The sequence below is a fragment of the Ruegeria sp. D3 genome (genome assembly GCF_056534465.1).
This window is the reverse complement of record NZ_JBQFPK010000024.1, coordinates 1-17,168: the sequence shown is the minus strand read 5'-3', so window position 1 is coordinate 17,168 and position 17,168 is coordinate 1. Positions and strand designations below refer to the sequence as shown.

The 17,168-nt window shown below is 53.6% G+C and carries 17 protein-coding genes; 5 read left to right on the top strand and 12 right to left on the bottom strand.

All coding sequences use genetic code 11. The annotated features are described in order from the left end of the window. The 3 genes from ACR0DX_RS21875 to yghX all read left to right on the top strand — a co-directional run bounded on the left by ACR0DX_RS21875 (position 1) and on the right by yghX (position 3,796). Positions 1-1,299, top strand: a complete 1,299-nt coding sequence (locus tag ACR0DX_RS21875; RefSeq protein ID WP_170724928.1) for a malonyl-CoA decarboxylase — start codon at positions 1-3, stop codon at positions 1,297-1,299. Then, positions 1,296-2,819, top strand: a complete 1,524-nt coding sequence (locus ACR0DX_RS21870) for a malonate--CoA ligase (protein ID WP_170356868.1) — start codon at positions 1,296-1,298, stop codon at positions 2,817-2,819. Before ACR0DX_RS21875 ends, ACR0DX_RS21870 begins: the two co-directional genes overlap by 4 nt. A gap of 89 nt (positions 2,820-2,908) precedes the next feature. After that, positions 2,909-3,796, top strand: a complete 888-nt coding sequence (yghX, locus tag ACR0DX_RS21865; RefSeq protein WP_170356869.1) for a YghX family hydrolase — start codon at positions 2,909-2,911, stop codon at positions 3,794-3,796. 346 nt (positions 3,797-4,142) lie between these two features. Here the strand turns inward: yghX and ACR0DX_RS21860 are convergent, their stop codons facing one another. From ACR0DX_RS21860 to ACR0DX_RS21810, 11 genes are all read right to left on the bottom strand, one after another. Beyond that, positions 4,143-5,084, bottom strand: a complete 942-nt coding sequence (locus ACR0DX_RS21860) for a YHYH protein (protein WP_480847388.1) — start codon at positions 5,082-5,084, stop codon at positions 4,143-4,145. A gap of 73 nt (positions 5,085-5,157) precedes the next feature. Next, positions 5,158-6,096: a 3,5-dioxohexanoate:acetyl-CoA acetone transferase gene (kce, locus tag ACR0DX_RS21855; protein ID WP_170356873.1), complete on the bottom strand. Its 939-nt coding sequence runs from the start codon at positions 6,094-6,096 to the stop codon at positions 5,158-5,160. A 4-nt stretch (positions 6,097-6,100) separates the two neighbouring features. Next, a complete protein-coding gene (locus tag ACR0DX_RS21850; RefSeq protein WP_170356875.1) occupies positions 6,101-7,129 on the bottom strand; it encodes a branched-chain amino acid ABC transporter permease in 1,029 nt (342 codons plus the stop codon). After that, complete coding sequence (locus ACR0DX_RS21845) at positions 7,126-7,989, bottom strand: branched-chain amino acid ABC transporter permease (protein WP_170356877.1); 864 nt, start codon at positions 7,987-7,989, stop codon at positions 7,126-7,128. The genes ACR0DX_RS21850 and ACR0DX_RS21845 overlap by 4 nt, the downstream gene beginning before the upstream one ends. A gap of 1 nt (position 7,990) precedes the next feature. After that, positions 7,991-8,698, bottom strand: a complete 708-nt coding sequence (locus ACR0DX_RS21840; protein WP_170356879.1) for a branched-chain amino acid ABC transporter ATP-binding protein — start codon at positions 8,696-8,698, stop codon at positions 7,991-7,993. Then, the gene (locus tag ACR0DX_RS21835) at positions 8,691-9,419 is read right to left on the bottom strand and encodes an ABC transporter ATP-binding protein (RefSeq protein WP_170356880.1); all 729 of its coding nucleotides are present in this window, start codon (positions 9,417-9,419) and stop codon (positions 8,691-8,693) included. Before ACR0DX_RS21835 ends, ACR0DX_RS21840 begins: the two co-directional genes overlap by 8 nt. Positions 9,420-9,469: 50 nt before the next feature. Then, positions 9,470-10,750 (bottom strand): ABC transporter substrate-binding protein, encoded by a 1,281-nt coding sequence (locus ACR0DX_RS21830; protein WP_480847383.1) that lies wholly within the window; start codon positions 10,748-10,750, stop codon positions 9,470-9,472. Positions 10,751-10,793: 43 nt separating this feature from the next. Then, the gene (locus ACR0DX_RS21825) at positions 10,794-11,717 is read right to left on the bottom strand and encodes a 3-hydroxyacyl-CoA dehydrogenase family protein (protein ID WP_170356885.1); all 924 of its coding nucleotides are present in this window, start codon (positions 11,715-11,717) and stop codon (positions 10,794-10,796) included. Between the two features lie 3 nt (positions 11,718-11,720). After that, positions 11,721-12,506 carry an SDR family oxidoreductase gene (locus tag ACR0DX_RS21820; RefSeq protein WP_170356886.1) on the bottom strand — a complete coding sequence of 262 codons (786 nt, stop codon included), beginning with the start codon at positions 12,504-12,506 and terminating at the stop codon, positions 11,721-11,723. Between the two features lie 11 nt (positions 12,507-12,517). Beyond that, the gene (locus ACR0DX_RS21815) at positions 12,518-12,862 is read right to left on the bottom strand and encodes a cupin domain-containing protein (protein WP_170356887.1); all 345 of its coding nucleotides are present in this window, start codon (positions 12,860-12,862) and stop codon (positions 12,518-12,520) included. A 61-nt stretch (positions 12,863-12,923) separates the two neighbouring features. Next, complete coding sequence (locus ACR0DX_RS21810) at positions 12,924-13,760, bottom strand: cyclase family protein (RefSeq protein ID WP_480847380.1); 837 nt, start codon at positions 13,758-13,760, stop codon at positions 12,924-12,926. Between the two features lie 216 nt (positions 13,761-13,976). Here ACR0DX_RS21810 and ACR0DX_RS21805 point away from each other — a divergent pair, with 216 nt between their 5' ends. Continuing rightward, positions 13,977-14,723 carry an IclR family transcriptional regulator gene (locus tag ACR0DX_RS21805; protein ID WP_170356888.1) on the top strand — a complete coding sequence of 249 codons (747 nt, stop codon included), beginning with the start codon at positions 13,977-13,979 and terminating at the stop codon, positions 14,721-14,723. 467 nt (positions 14,724-15,190) lie between these two features. Beyond that, the gene (locus ACR0DX_RS21800) at positions 15,191-15,532 is read left to right on the top strand and encodes a hypothetical protein (RefSeq protein ID WP_170356889.1); all 342 of its coding nucleotides are present in this window, start codon (positions 15,191-15,193) and stop codon (positions 15,530-15,532) included. 470 nt (positions 15,533-16,002) lie between these two features. Here the strand turns inward: ACR0DX_RS21800 and ACR0DX_RS21795 are convergent. Continuing rightward, on the bottom strand, positions 16,003-17,168 hold a 1,166-nt coding region (locus tag ACR0DX_RS21795), incomplete at its 5' end, for a hypothetical protein (RefSeq protein WP_480847377.1).

The following is a 17,168-nucleotide window of genomic DNA, read 5'->3' as shown; positions in this document are numbered from 1 at the left end:
ATGCAGCGGAATTGGTTTCTGGGTGATCTACTAAACCAATTGCTGGACCGTCCCGACAAAAGGCGTGGCAAGGATGACAAACGGTCCATTGCCGAACTATGTGAGGCGCTTTTGTCTGCGGAAGGTGAAGTTTCAGGACTCACGCTCGCGTCTACCATCCTTGAGCGCTACCACACCCTCAATGATGCGGAGAAACTAGACTTTTTTGTCTATTTGAATGACAAGCTAGAGTTGGACGCAAATCAGCTTTCTGAAGCAGCCCGCCTCTACGCCAGTGGCCAAAGTGTTAACCTTTATGAAAGACTTAGTGAAGTTTCAGAGCCACGGCGGCAAGAGTTATTGCGACGGCTGAACCAGCCGTCTGGTGCGACGCAGGAACTTGTAGCCATGCGCGTTGATCTGCTGCGCTTCCTCAAATCCAAACCGGAACTCAAGCGAACAGATATCGATTTCGTCCATTTATTGCGCAGCTGGTTCAACCGGGGCTTTCTCGTCCTCAAGCAAATCAGCTGGGACACCCCTGCCCGCGTTCTGGATAAGATCGTCGCCTATGAAGCGGTGCACCAGATCAACGATCTGGACGATTTGCGGCGAAGGCTCTACCCGCCAGACCGTCGTTGTTTTGCATTCTTCCACCCCTCGATGCCAGATGAGCCACTGATTTTTGTTGAGGTCGCTCTGACCGCTGAAATCCCGAATGCAATAGATACGCTTCTGTCCGAAGCACGAGAACCGATCGAACCCGAGCAGGCAAAAGTCGCGGCGTTCTATTCCATTTCAAACTGCCAAAAGGGTTTGGCGGGCATCAGCTTTGGGAATCTATTGATAAAGCAGGTTGTGACCGAGCTTTCGCGGGAGCTTCGCGGGCTTGATACCTTTGTGACATTGTCTCCGATACCGGGGCTAAACCGGTGGCTGGCTGGTCAAACAGACAACCCAGAACACGGGCATGCCGCCGAGGCCGTGCTTGCAGAAACAGCAACACCGCAGGACGTGCGCGCGATGGCCGCCCGGTACTTGATGTTCGCCAAGCGCGAAGATGGAATGCCGCTTGACCCTGTGGCGCGCTTTCACTTGGGAAATGGTGCCGAGCTTCATGAACTGCATGCCCAGGCAGATCAGTCGCCAAACGGACGCGCCCAGTCCGGAGGTGCGATGGTCAATTACCTTTACGATTTGAACAAAACAGAACGTTACCACGAAGAATTCGCGACACGTGCCACGATCCAAGCCTCGCGTTCAATTCGCGCGGCTTCAACTGCGACGCTTGCGGTAAAGCCTAGGGAAAATACAGCGTGACTAATACACTTTACGACAGTTTGTTTGCCCGCCACGAGGGCAACACGGCTCCATTCCTGCAACTCGATAATGGCCAGGTGGTCACTTATGATGAGTTTCTGCAGCGCACCGCGCAAATCGCGCATGTCTTGCAGAACAGCGGAGTTTCCCCTGGCAGTCGCATCGTTGTGCAAGCGCCCAAGCAGGCCGACACGATTGCGCTCTATGCCGCTTCGGTTCAGGCAGGTGCTGTCTACCTGCCCCTAAACACTGCCTATACCATGGCAGAGTTGGACTATTTCATCTCTGATGCGCAACCTGCGTTAATCGTTTGCGACAGCCACGACAAAGTTGAATTCGAACAGTTGGCGACCCGGTCTGGAGCAAAGCTGCTGACCTTGGGCGGCGAAAATCCAAGCTTGAGCCGCGAAGCGGACGCACAGCCTTGTGTATTCGAAACTGTGGATCGCGCGCCGGACGACCTCGCGGCACTTCTTTACACATCAGGTACCACGGGCCGGTCCAAGGGCGCGATGCTCAGCCACCGAAACCTGCTGTCCAATGCCCAAGCCCTTGTGGATTTGTGGGCTATCACCAACGCTGATCGTTTGATTCACGCGTTGCCCATCTTTCACACGCACGGGCTTTTCGTGGCGATGAACACATCACTACTCGCCGGTTCCAAAGTGCGGCTGATGAAAAAATTCGACACTGGTATGATCTTGGAGGAATTGCCCCACTCGACCCTTCTAATGGGAGTCCCCACTTTTTATACCCGATTGCTGGCGGATGACGGTTTCACCGATGAGATCACAGAGAACATGCGTCTGTTTGTTTCCGGCTCAGCCCCGTTGCTGGCAGAGACCCATGTGGCGTTCGAAACACGCACCGGCCACCGTATCCTTGAGCGCTACGGTATGACCGAAACGAACATGAACACCTCTAACCCTTATGGCGGTGAGCGTCGCGCGGGAACTGTTGGTATGGCCATACCCGGCACTGAGGTGATCGTAACCAACCCTGAAACTGGAGAACCGCTGCCCCAGGGCGAGATCGGAATGATCGAAGTACGTGGCCCCAATGTTTTTCAGGGCTATTGGCAAATGCCCGAAAAAACGGCTGAAGAGCTTCGAGAAAATGGTTTTTTCGTCACCGGAGATCTGGGCCAATACAGCGAGGATGGCTACCTGTCGATTGTAGGTCGGTCAAAAGACCTGATCATCACTGGTGGTTACAACGTCTACCCTAAAGAAATTGAAGACGTTTTGAACGATGTCGATGGCGTTCAGGAATCGGCGGTTTTCGGCGTCCCCGACAAAGACTTCGGTGAAGCAATCATTGCCGCTCTGGTTGCCGAGCCCGGAGCACAGCTTCAGGTGGAACAGATCGACTCGATCATCAGAAACAAACTGTCGCGATTCAAACATCCTCGTCGCTACGAACTCGTCCAGGAGTTGCCGCGAAACACTATGGGAAAAGTTCAAAAGAACGCGATGCGCGAACGGTACGCGAACAAGGAACTGTCATCGGCGTTATCTTAGGAAGCCCATCCAGAGGCTCAATCAAATCAAGACCTTCAGATCGTATACTACCCACATTTCAAACTGCCAAACTCATCAGGAGATCCACAATGACTCGCATGACGGCAAAAGACTTCGACCAGGAACTTCTGGACCTGTATGACTTTTACGCGCACGGCAAGATCACCAAGCGCCAATTCCTGGACCGCGCAAGCAAGTTCGCGGTCGGCGGCGTGACAGCGGTCGCGCTGCTGAACATGCTCAGCCCGAACTACGCGATGGCTCAACAAGTGTCGTTCAACGATCCCGATATCCACGCGGACTACATCACCTATCCTTCACCGAATGGAACCGGTGATGTTCGCGGATACCTTGTCCGACCTGCCGGCGTTGAAGAGCCCCTGCCCGGGGTGCTGGTGATCCACGAAAACCGCGGCCTGAATCCTTACATCGAGGATGTGGCGCGCAGGTTGGCAAAAGCCGGGTTTATGGCACTGGCCCCCGACGGTCTGACGTCAGTGGGAGGATACCCAGGCAACGACGCGGATGGGCGTGAGCTGCAAAAGACAGTGGACCGGGTCGAATTGATGAACGATTTCTTCAATGGATTTGAATACCTATTGAACCGAGATGATTGCACTGGAAAGGTCGGCGCTGTGGGTTTCTGCTACGGCGGCGGTGTGGTCAGCACAATTGCCGTGGCCTACCCCGAATTGGCAGCGGGCGTGCCATTCTACGGTCGCCAGCCAGCAGTTGAGGATGTAGCCAAAATTCAGGCACCGTTGCTGATTCAGATGGGAGAACTTGATGACCGCATCAACGCAGGTTGGCCGGATTTTGAAGCCGCTCTGCAATCCAACGGAAAGGTATACGAAGCCTACATCTACGAAAATGCCAACCACGGTTTCCATAACGACAGTACGCCTCGATATGACGAGGAAATAGCAAACCTAGCCTGGGACCGCACTATTGATTGGTTCAACACCTACCTAAAGTAACTACAGTGTACGGCGAAGCGAGCATTGTGTTTTCGTCGCTTCGTCGCAACCCACAGTTTTCCGGGGCCAAGTCATTTGAAGCCCCAGTATTTTATTTCTCATGATCCGATAGATCGACAGGAACGCTTGGCTAAAAGGCTTGGGTGCAAAAATCATTTGATTTGAGCCCCAAGGCAGCAGTCTCAAATTCAATGAACCACTTTGACCGCTCTAAACGGACGACAATCCCAATCAGATTAGAATTGCGAGCGATTTCGCAATACCGTTAGGATCGCGGAGAAAACGCAAAGTGTCTGGGTCAATCCAGGATAGGTTAAAACTGCATCTCCGAAATCGGGGCTAGAGATCACCTTTTGTCGAATGACCTGTCAGGTGCTCCGACCAAGCAGTTGAGCACCCACGGGTAGCTTGTCGTGACACAGTATCCGTATTGGCCATCCACAGTCATGCCATTGCACTTATCTAGATCGCCAGCCTCTGTGAACTCGTAGTCGTCGATATATGTCCCGTCCGGCGTACCACCCGGCCCTGTAGGTGGAGCAGGTCGTGGTGTAGTTTTGAGTTCATAGCCAGAGATCGCAGGTCTAATTTTGCCGTCGCTGTCTTTGAAAATCGTCCCGTAGATCGGAAAGCCGTCAGCTGCGAAGCCAATAACAGGTGACGGTTTATCAAGGTCGTGATCCAAAAACAGAGCATTTGGATTGGAATGGTAGTGATATCTCCCATCGGGCTGGGCGTGAGCATTGTGAAGATCTACGCCAAAATACTGATCGTAGGACGGTGGATCGAGCAGCCAAGGATCAGTATCTCGACACCCTGCCAACACATTGCCGTTCTTATCTGCTCGCGGGCCGCTCGGGCGATAACACCCAGCAGAAAGCAAATCGACCGGCACGCCATTCAACAAAATGGCGTCGTAACTCCGTTGCGACAGCGCGGTTTGGTTACGGGCCTTTTCCGGACTTCTGGGAATCCGAATAGTGCCAGGCAATTCGCGTACATTGTTAGCGAAGTTGGCTGTGGGCCCGTTGAAATCATGATTGGGGATACCGTTGGTCTTGAGGGTGCAGTGCTGGCTATTTGCCGATATTTCGATTTCAGAGATAAACCGTTTTTGGCGCGTTACGTCCTCCACAGAAGCGGTATACACTCCCGCATAATCCGAACAGTCTCCGGACCGGTTGCCGAACAATAGATTGGTGATGTCTTGTGGCGCGTTTTGCGCATGAGCCTGCACGGTCACAAATCCTGCCAGAAGCGCACTGAATATCAGAACTTTCAATCGCATGGCTCAATCTCCTTGGGCTTTCGGAAAACCCAAAAATGTAAACCGACTAGAGTTGATTTTGGTCATCCTAACTTCAGAAGGCGACGCGGTCTCGTCCCTTTAAGTCTAGGATTTCCCTTGCTTCATCAGGGGTCGCGACCTCACTGCCCAGATCTTCTACAATACGTCGAATCTTAGCGACTTGCTGAGCATTGCTTTCGGCCAATTTACCGCGAGAGATGAACAAACTGTCCTCCAATCCAACGCGAACGTTGCCGCCCATCTGACTGGCCGTCGTAGCAAGCGACATCTGTGCTCCACCTGCTCCCAGCACCGACCACCGGTAATCGTCACCGAACAGCCTGTCGGCCGTCCGTTTCAAGAAGAGCAGGTTGTCGACTTCGGACCCGATGCCGCCGAGGATGCCAAAGATGAACTGAATGAAAATGGGTGCCTTGAACAGCCCAATATCCATGCAGAATTTCAAATTGTACAAGTGACCGACATCATAGCATTCATGTTCGAATTTGATGTCATGTGGCGCGAGTGTTTCAGCCGCCTCGCGAATGTCCCGGAACGTATTGCGAAAAATGTTCTGATCGGAGTTCGCGACATAGTCCTTCTCCCAATCAAATTTCCAATCGTCATCGCCATACCGGTTGGCAAGCGGGTGAAACGAAAAGTTCATCGACCCCATATTCATTGAGCACATTTCGGGGCTGAAAGTCTTGGCCGGATTGATCCGCTCCTGAATCGACAAAGTCAGCGATCCTCCGGTGGACAGGTTCACTACGGCGTCTGTCGCCTGTTTTATGCGGGGCAGGAAAGGCGCAAAGTCATTCGGATCGACGGATGGCGATCCGTTGTCAGGGTTGCGGGCATGCAGGTGCAGGATCGACGCACCAGCCTCGGCAGCTTCGATCGCCTGCCCCGCGATATCATCATAGCTGTACGGCAGCGCATCCGACATGGTGGGCGTATGTATTGCACCGGTTACGGCACATGTGATGATCGTTTTTTTCTGACGGGCCATAGGTTCAGTTTTCCTTGGATTGTCCGATGTGCTTTACGCGATAGCCCAACGGGAAAAGTTGCAGATCATAACGACTTCGGATCACTCCCCAGATGCCTTTTGGCGCCCTGAGCATGACGACAATCGCAACGACGCCGAGAACAATAAGGTAAGTTGTTCCGAGGTCGGCCAGCGTTTCGCGCAGCGCAAAGAAGACGAGTGTACCGATGATTGGCCCTTCGATGGTGCCGATACCGCCGATTACGACGATGAAGATGACGAAGGCGGTCCAGTCATTGACGCTGAACGCAGCATCCGGCGATATGCGTAGCTTTTGCAAAAAGATCAGAGCGCCGATCATTGCCGTAAACGCCGACGTGACAACGTACACGATGAACTTCGTGCGCCAAATATCGATGCCGAGGCTACCGGCTGCCAACTCGTTGTCGCGAATTGCCGTCAACGCCAAACCTTGGCGAGACCGCAAGAAGAGATACACGGCAGTCACCACCAGCACGGCCGCTCCGAGCGCCAGCCAATAACTAAGCGCCTCTCGCATCGCGCGCCCGGACGCCAGAGATTTGACGATGGCAACGGGCAGCGAAGATCCTGATCCCCCACCAAGCGCTGAGATTTGCGCGAAGCTCAGCCGAAAGACTTCAGCGATGACCCAGGTACCTATGGCAAAATAAGCGCCTCGAAGCCTGAAGATCAGAACAGCCACCGGGATCGAGATCAAAGCCCCCATCACGCCTGCTGCCGCAATAGCAACCAATGGGTTCAGCCCACCCAGCATCGTCAGTGCAAAGAGCATATAGCCGCCAAAGCCCACATAGGCTTGCTGACCAACAGAGACGAGACCAGCATAACCCGCCATGAGGTTCCAGAGAGTGGCCAGGGACAGGTAAAGAAACAGCTCTCCCATCAGGCGCATGTCGGCGCGGCCTGCCCACCAGGGCGCTGCAATCAGAACAAGCAAACCGATTGCGGCTAGGATCGCGGCAACTCGTGCTGCTTTAGACGATCGAGAAACAGAGTAGTCCTGCAGGTTCATCCGGAAACCCTCGGGAAGAGACCGTTCGGACGAACGGCAAGAATGACAAGGAAAGCGATATGTCCGGCAAGCACTTGCCAGCCCGGATCAATCTTTGCTCCGATGGTTTGCGCGACGCCAAGGATAACGCCGCCAACCAGCGTGCCCCAAAGGTTGCCGAGCCCGCCGATGATAACGGCCTCAAAGCCAAAGATCAGGCGACCGCCACCAATCGAAGGATCAAAGCTTGTTCGAATGCCAAGCAGGATACCCGCGATCGCTGTCACACCGAGGGCCAGCGCCATGGCCAGCCCGAAGATGTGCCGGCGGTTGAGGCCCATAAGCTGGGCGATGTCTTGATTGTCGGAAACAGCCCGAAATGCTCGACCAAGTGCGGTGTGATAGAAGGTCCATTGCAGCCCCCAAATCACAGCGATGGCGATCCCGAAGGTCAGCAGCGGTAAGATCCCAAGGGTCACACCGCCTACTGCAACGCTGGCTGTTTCCAGCGCACCGGCGTTCAGTGTTTGGGGGTCGGCCGTGTAAACCTCCAGCAATCCGTTCTGGATAATTACACTCAGCCCGAAGGTCACAAGCAGCGGTGGAAGAATATCGTCACCCAGTGTTTGGTTCAGTAGGCCGCGTTGAAGGGCGTATCCAACAAGCGCCATTGCGGGAACTACAATCACCAACGCGGCCATTGGATGCATCCCTGTTGCGGTCGTCACGGTCAGGCCGAGATAGGCAGCCAACACGATCAGATCGCCATGGGCAATATTGACGAGCCGCATGACCCCAAAAATCAACGACAGACCTGCGGCAAACAGCGCGTAGAGTCCACCAAGCAAAGTTCCCTGCACGATAGCGTTCAGCCATTCCATATTATTCGATCCCGAAATACGCGCGCGAAATCTCTTCACGCGAAACGGTGTCAGACGCGCTTTCCAACGAAACGCGCCCCTCCTGCAGGCAATAGACCCGGCTTGAGACCGACAGTGCCTTGGTGATGTCCTGTTCGACGATGATCGCGCTCATGCCCTCGCCGATGAAGCCGGGCAGCGCCTCATAGATGTCTTTGATGATGATCGGTGCCAGCCCGAGGCTGATTTCATCGAAGAGGATGAGGTCTGGATTGGACATCAGGGCACGCCCTATGGCGACCATCTGCTGTTGGCCGCCCGACAGCGATGTAGAGGCCTGATCTTTGCGCTCTTCAAGGATCGGGAACAGATCATAGACAGCTTTCAGATCCCAAGGGCCCGAGCGACCAACTTGGGCTCCGATCATCAGGTTTTCTTTGACTGACAAAGATGGGAATAACTGGCGACCTTCTGGAACCATGGCGAGGCCAAGTTCTGCAACCTCGTCTGCGCGAAGCCGGCTGATATCCTGACCTCGGTAGTGAATCTGATCCACTTCGTTCGTCAGCAACCCGGTGATTGACCGCATCAGGGTCGTCTTCCCTGCGCCGTTTGCACCAATGATTGCCAGAACTTCTCCCTCGCCGACGTCCAATTCGACATCATAGAGCGCTTGGAAATCGCCGTAGTAGGAGTTCAAACCGCGTATCTGAAGAATTGAGTCAGGCATCGGCTTCGATCCCCAGATAGATTTCCTTGACTTCAGCGCTTTCCATAATTGCCTGTGGCTCGCCTTCGGCGATTTTTTTGCCAAAGTCGATGACGATCAGACGATCCACGACGGCCAGCAGCGCATGCACAACATGTTCGATCCAGATGATGGTGACGCCAGCGGCGTGGATGTCCTTGATGGTTTGGACCAGTGACTTGCACTCGGCTTCGGTCAAACCACCGGCAATCTCATCTAGCAACAGCAGTTTGGGCTTGGCGCAAAGCGCACGTGTTAGTTCCAGGCGTTTGCGCTCCAGCAAAGTTAGGCTACCAGCGAGAACGTTTGCCTTGGGCAGCAGTTCCGTTTGTTCCAAAACCTCCAGACAAAAGTTTTCGGCCTGGTGTCCATGCATGCCAGCTGATTGCGTGGCGGCGATCATCGCGTTTTCGAAAACATTCATGCCCGAAAACGGCTGCGGGACCTGAAAAGAACGCGCGATGCCTGCATGGCTGCGCTTTGCCGCGCTCCATTTGGTGACGTTCTGCCCACTGAATTCTATCACCCCGGAATTGGATTTGAGCGTCCCAGTGATCAAGTTGAACATCGAGGTTTTGCCAGCGCCGTTGGGGCCTATTACCCCGAGTGCCTCGCCTTGCTGGACCTCATAGCTCATGGCATCGGCGACAGTAACCGCGCCAAATGCCTTGCTCAGGTCTTGGAGTCTCAAGATTGTCGTCATGTTTCTCTCGGATAGAGGGTTCGGCGCCAAGATTGGCGCCGAATGCCTGGTCAGCCCAGCAGTTTCATGTCTGCCGTTATCGGAACTTCGGGCGCGGTGCTGTTCGCAACAATCTGCAGTTCATAGGCGTCTCCGGACTTCTGCCACTGGCCACCGACCAGCGGAGTTTTGGTGACGTTGTTCATCGGCCCATCACCCCAGTTCACCGGCCCGACAATTGTGTTCAGGTTGGTGGATGTGATTGCCGAAATGATCGAAGACGGGTCTTCCAGGTCATCAGCCCGTTTGATGACATCCGCGACGACCTCGAACAGTGCGTGTTTAAAGCCAAGGGGTTGAGTCCAAGGTCGACCCGACTCTGCGGTATAACCTTCGGCAAGGTCTTTCGAGGAAATGCCGGTGAGTGAGGACGAGAACGGATGATGCGGGGACCACCAGACCTCGGTCGACAACCCGTCACCGCGGTCTCCCAGCGATTCAATGACTGATGGGAACAGAAGTGCCTTGCCAATGGTCACGACCTTCGGGTTGAACCCTTGTTGGGCGGCTTGGCTCCAGAATGTTGCAAAGTCCGGTGGGATCATATTGCCTGTTACGATTTCGCAACCAGCTGCTTTGAAAGCTGCGATTTGATTTGAGAAATCGTCGGACAGAGGCTGATAGCGACCAGGATCTGTCAGCGTATATCCAGCGGCGGCCAGCGGTTTTGGTAGACCAAGTTCCGCATCGCCCCATGCATTGCCGTCAGCATCGTTGGGGAATAGACCGCCGACGGTTTTTGTGACACCCGTTTTATCCCACATATCAAGGAACGCTGCGATCACGTCTTCCAAACCCCAGAAGAAGTGATAGGTCGTTTCAAAACCCTCACCCGGAACACCATTGCGGCCAAAGAAATAGGGCTGCCAAGGGCAATCAGTCGTGATGCAGGGAACTTCGTTGATCTCTGCCTGATCAGCAACAGGGTTCACCGTGTCCGGCGTTGAAGCCGCCACGATGATATCGACCTCATCGCCCAAGATCAGGTCAGCGGCGACTTCGGCTGCGCGATTGGGGTTGGACTGGCTGTCTTTCGAGATGATCTCGACATTCCAGGTCTTTCCATTGTTGTCCAACCCGGCCGAAAAGACCTGCTGTATGGCTTGAAGCACGTACTCGTCGGCCTCAGCGAAACCAGCCAATGGACCGGTACGCGGGCTGACATTACCAATCCTTAGCGTCGGGTTTGCTGCATAAGCACGCGTTGCCCGGAGGATGGCCGGAGCAGCGATTGCCGCCGTTGCCCCAGCAATAAAGCTGCGCCTCGTGGCCTTTTTTAAAGTCTTTGTCATTGCGTCCTCCCTTCACCGGCCTCCCGCCAGCGTTTGATTGATCTTACAAAGTCTTCTCGAGATTTTTCAGATGCTTCGCGACTCGTTGGCGAACCTGATCTGCCTCGCCCTCAGCCCATTTCCTGAAACCTTCGCCGGATTTCATGCCTAGCTTGCCCGCTTCAACGAGCGACTTCAGATAGGATGAAGGACCCTTTTGCGCCTCAAGATCGTGCAGCACGTTTTCGTGGATATCGAGGGTCAGGTCCGTGCCCACCAGATCAGCGTTTTCCAGCGGACCGAGTACAGCCAACCGGCGCCCAAAGCTGGACTTGATCACAGTATCAACGGCTTCCGCATCGCAAATACCGTTTTCCACCAGACTGACCGCTTCGCGCCATAGCGCATGCTGAAGGCGATTGCCTATAAAGCCGGGCACGTCCTTCTCGACCATCACCGGAGTTTTTCCAGCGTCCTTCAGCAGATCGAACATCGTCCGTGCTATCGCGGTGTCTGTCCATTCCGTCTTGACGATTTCGACCAATGGAATCATGTGCGGCGGGTTCCACCAATGCGTTCCCAACGCGCGGCTTTTCAGTCGCAATCCAGACATGATCTGAGTGATGGGCATGACCGAAGTATTTGATGCGAGAATGCAGGTCTCCGGTGCATGCGCTTCAATCTCAGCAAAAATCGCTTGCTTAAGCTCCAGTTTTTCGGGCGCGGCTTCAAATACAGCGTCAGCATTTCGAACCGCACCTTCAGTCGTCGCAAAGATCTCAATCATCTTGAGGGTTTTTGTGATTTTGACCTCTTCGTCCCCCATCGCGGCCATGCTGGCGCGGATGCGGTCAGCCACGGTAGCGCGCGCCTCTTCAACGGGATCTGTGATGGCGACATATTGACCTGCTTTTGCTAAGGTAAGGGCGATACCGTGCCCCATAAGACCCGCGCCAATTACCGCTATTTGCTGCTTCTTGCGCACCATTCTCTATCCCGCCGTATATCCGCCGTCGGCATGAAGGATATGCCCCGTGTAAAAATCAGAGGCGCGTGAGGCGAGAAAAAGCAGGGGTCCGGCCAGATCTTCTGGCTCACCCAGCCGCCCCTTTGGAACACGGGTCAGGAAGCCATCGCGCACTGCCTTCGCTTCGTCGGTTTCCTCGAACATCCAAGCAGTCAAAGGCGAACGGAATACCGTCGGCGCGATTGCGTTGACGGTGATCCCCGTTGGACCCAGCTCACATCCCAAGGCTTTGGTTATCCCGTTCACAGCAGCCTTTGAGGCGCAATACGCCGTGTAGCCAGCAGGGTGTCCCAGGATACTGCGCGCGGAACTGACGAAAATGATCTTGCCGTATTCGCTTTGTTTCATGTGCGCCGCCGCCGCGCGTGCCAAAAGCCAGCTTTGGTTTACGTTGGCATCCATCACTGCATCGAAGGTCTCCGGCGCCATTTCGTTGATCGGCGCGACCTTGTTCATGCCGGACGCGACTACGAGAATATCGAGCTTACCAAAATTATTGACTGCTTCTTCTACAAGCGCACCGCAGGATGCCTCGTCGGACGGACGCGTATTCACCGCAACGACGGTCGCACCAAGCGCCTCGCACTCTTTGGCAATGCCATCGAGTGCCTCTTGGTTTCCCGCCGCCAAAACAAGGTTGCAACCAGCTCCGGCCAACACGCGGGCAGCAACCATTCCAAAGGCGCCGGACGCTCCAGTGATCAGTGCGACGTTGTCTTTTACGTCAAACATCTTGAGTGGATCAGACATTCTTTTCGTCCTTAGCTTTCTGGTGGATACGGAATGACCACCAGCATTTTGCATGTGTGGTTGGCGCGGTTTTCAATTTTGCGCACTTCGCCCGGTGCGATCGTGCAACTATCCATCGGTCCAAGAGTGATTTCGGTGCCGTCAACGATGACGGTCATCTCGCCCTCCAGGACGACGTAGACTTTCTCAAAAGGTGTGGAGTCCGGCCCGGCACCACCGCCCGGTAGGAACTGGCTGAAGCCAATCCACTGATTTGTCGGCCCGCCTTCCTCAAACCCTTGCAAGCGAAGCCCGTGACACCCAAAATGGTTCGGTGCTTCGTAGGGTGACGCGTCGTTAAAGCGCTTCAGATGCATGTCCATCTCCGCTCAAGGTTATTGGCGGCCACCGGCGAACCGGCGACCGGTCCGTGAGTGTTCAGAAATCTTCGCCTGCTTCGATGCGGTAGGACTGGTTATTGTCGATCATCGCAACCAATCGGATAATGCAGCCGTCGCCACGGTCCCAATTCCAAGGGAAGAACGCGAAGGTACACCGTTTACCGGTCACCGCATCCAGATCTCCTCCGACGTTTTCGATGCCGAGAATGCCCTTTGAGAAAAGCATGTTGTGAACTGGCTCCCACTCGGGGAAATCAACCTCCCACGGTGTCCCGCCTGACCAATCAAGATACTCTCTTTCTAGGTGAGGCATGATCGGACCATTTCGCTGCGGACCAATGGCCGTGGCCAGCGGGTGATCGTTCGCCTGCGTATCGTGGCCAACAACTTTCACACCTTTTTCGATCATCCACTCAGCAGCGGAAGGAACGAGACCTGGGCAGTAAGCAAAGTAGTCACCATCTTCATACTGCTTGTGCCAGCCGGTGTTGATAATCAGCACATCGCCTTTGCGGATCGCATGCCCACAGGCTTTCTCCAGATCATCTCCGGTAATCTGCTCCCATTTCTTTTTGGGCACGGAAACCACGAGGCCCGAGCCAAAGAAATGCGGCAGAGGCACCTCATCGATGAACGGTGTTCCCTGAACGACATGTGCAGGTGCATCAATATGCGTGGTCACGTGCATCGTCGTCGTGATCGTCTGCGACAGAACCCCCGACTTGGCCATATAGTGCTTTCGGTCGATCTGAACGTCCTTGAAATACGGCCAGTTGGGACACTGAAACCCATATCTGTGGCTCAGGTTATAGAACTCGAGCCCCATATCGTTGTCGGTGTTTGCCTGAAACTCAATGCCGCGGATTTCGACCATTGGGCATATCTCCTCTGTTCGCCGGCAAAGCGGCGGTGTTCGGTTTTCAATTGTCTGGGTGGCCTCCCCACCTGTCCCGTATGATGATGCATACGCATCGTATTACGGTCAACTAAAAACTCACTATACGGTTGACTTGCACCGCATTGTGGTACAACACTAAGAAATCGCTAAACATCCGGAACTACGGTGCGAAGACAGAATGGGATGGGTTAAATGTCTGAAAAAGCAGATAAAGGTGGCATTCAGGTCATTTCCAGAGCGGCCTCGATTTTACGTGTACTGAAAGAAAACCAATCCGGAATGAGCTTGGGAAAAATCGCCGAGCGTGTTGACCTGCCCCGCTCTACGGTACAAAGAATCACAAGTGCACTTGCTGAAGAAAATCTTGTCATAGCAGATGCAAATGGAGGTGGCTTGAGGCTCGGTCCCGAACTGAGCGCTCTCGCGGGGGCGGCGCAGTACAGCATCGTCGAGCACTGCCGGCTGCTTTTGACGGAACTGACCCAAAAGACCGGGGAAACCACAGACCTCGCCATCATGCGCGGTATTGGCATGGTTTTCTTGGATCAGGTACCAGGCGTTTATCGATTGACTACAGTTTCGCAAGTGGGAGAGGTTTTTCCGTTGACCACCACGGCAAATGGCAAAGCTTGTCTAGCTCAACTTGGTAGAGAAGCAGCGACTAAACTCATCCAGAACGAATGGGAACGGAATGGTATCCAAAGAAGCTTGGATGAGTTCCTTTCCGAACTTGATACAGTCCGCGAACAGGGCCTTGCCTATGATTTGGACGAGCATTCCGCCGGTGTCTCAGCTATAGGCTTTTCTTTCGTAGACTGGATCGGAGACCTGCACGCGATCTCAATTCCAGTGCCAACGACGCGATTTGCGCGACAAAGAGCGACCATCGAACAAGCGCTTATCGAGACATCCACAAATATACATCAAACCTTCCAATAAGCTTGTGACGCTGACTTGAGGCAGTTCGGTCTCGCGACCGACCTTGTCTGGCAGCGCGCTTCCAACGAAAAAAGTCCATACATTGCACCCAACAGATTGCGGCTCGTTCCGAATGGTCGCGAAGCTGGACGTTCGTGTTGAATTGCAAGTTTCGCAATCATTGGATGTTTGTCGACATCGTAACGAACCCCGAACATCGCAGTACGGGTGTTATGCGAAGCGATAGCAACACGAACTTGGGAGGGCGTTCCCGGTGGGCGCCGTCGGTATGAGGCGGCTGTTTTCCTCGCCCGTGAACGCGAGATATAGAGTTTTTGTGTGCCTCGGCGCACGTCTTGGGCCTCAAGTCTTCTACCGAGCTCAACCTATAGCTCGACAACTCACCGATTGCTCGTGATGCACTATTTATCGGGTCTCCCCCTGGGGAAAACTCGATCTCTGTCCAAAACTTTTCCGTCACTAACATCGTGACAGTCTTTTTTTCAGAACAACAGCAGGCAAGAGATGCCTACCGGATACTTGAACGGAAACTGGACTTGTTGCCAACCATGCAAACAATGTTCTCGTTCGAAAAATATAACCTCGCCCAAAAGTACCGCGAAAGTCCGCTGTCCACCCGACTTGTGGAAGGGCAACGTCCGCCGAGCCGTCATCCGCGCATCACGCAGAAAATGTCCGGTTTGCGCAAAGTTGTATGCCGCCCGAGCGAAGTCGCGAGCAGCGCCGAAGGTCTGGTATGGGCTCTTTTCTACGATTTTGGGTCGGTAGTAACGCGCAATCAAAGTGATCTGATGTTTGACAGCATCTAATCTCAGCCTGGCATCTGATTTCTAGAGTGGAAAGAATATTTGATTTGGGGCGCCTTCCGATGTCGAACGTTCACCTTGTTTCTGGTCCAACTGTGACGGTTGGGTCAGGTTCGCGTGACGTTCAACAGGATACCAATGGCGGACCGAGGAGCAACCATATATTTTCTGTAAACTTCTGTTAAATATTAATAAAAATCAATTCAATACAGTGCTTACCACCAAATATACCTCACTTATTATTGGAGCTAACGCTTCAATACCTCAGGTTCGAACATGACGGAACGATCAGCAGTTGGTCAATCTACCAACTTACGATGACTTTGCCTTCTTGCAGGTGCGTACGAGACACTGTAGCCCCCAAAGACCTCCCGAATGCCTATGAATTGTACGTTGGGGCAGATGAGGAATGCCTTTTCTCCTCATCCCACTTGGTTATGACCACACATAAACGACCCTTTCTGTTGGAAGAATCATAAGTAGTCGAATTGGTCACCAAAAAGTAACGAAGCTGACGTAGAATTTGCCTCATCGGCATCCAACGCGTTAACTTCACCGTTTACAGTGCCTTCATTGTTGTATTCATCCAGTGCGTCCAAAATATCTTTGCCTTCACTCTTCCAAGCCTCACTTCTGGCCCGAACGATTGGACCGTTCAAATCAAACTTTGAGTCACCGTTGGGCTTTGGAGCTCCGTCGCCATGCTCAAGCAGCCATCCCACAGCTTGATCGATCCAGTACTCTGCGTCGTCGCTATCAATATCTGCGTCGCCATCTGTAATTGAATTTCCAGCCAGATAGTTCAGCCATGTAGCAACAGCTTGCCGACCAACGTCATCTATTTTATTTTGCTTCGGAGTGTCAGCTTCGTTCCGGACAAGATCAAGAGCGTCATCGAGATCTATTAAGATTACGGTTTCGCCATCATCGGCATAACCATTTTTATTGTAGTCTCCGATTAGTAACGCGTCTACAGTACCCAAGTCGTTGTCTGGATTATAGATTTCGTCATTCTCATCTATGTCGCCGTCTCCGTTACTGTCGTAGCGAACGTTGTACGTTAGTTCGCCGTCTGGGAACTCTTCTTTTTCCGGTTCGATCTCATTACCTTCCACACCATCCCAATAACTGAGCAGCTTGAAGCTGTTTCCCCATCCGCCGGGAGTACGCACGCCCGGACCTTCGCTTTCAAGACCGAAGTAATAGGCGGGGTCCTCATCAGCGGCGCCTTGGTCTGTAGTAACGCTAGCTATATTCAAGTGCTGACCCGCCACGAGCGGCAATGTGTATTCCAGATATGCGCTTTCACCTACATCCAAAATACCGTCTTGGTTGCCGGATTCGATAAGAGTGAATCCAGACAAATCGATCTCTCCAGTGGCGCTGTCGAAATCGCTAATAGTGATGCCAGTAAGCGTCACATTCCCTGTATTGGTTAACTCAATACGGAAAGTTGCGTCCCCATCGGAAACTGGCGCTTCTGGCCCTGCTGGATCATTTGCATCCTGAAAGCCATTTCCATCCCCAACATCGACCAGCTTTACAAGGTCTATCCCAGGCTGGTAGGCGATCGGCTGCTGCGCGGAATCCGACACTTCCTCCGTCTCGGCACTGTCGGCAGTCGCCGTGTTGTCGATGT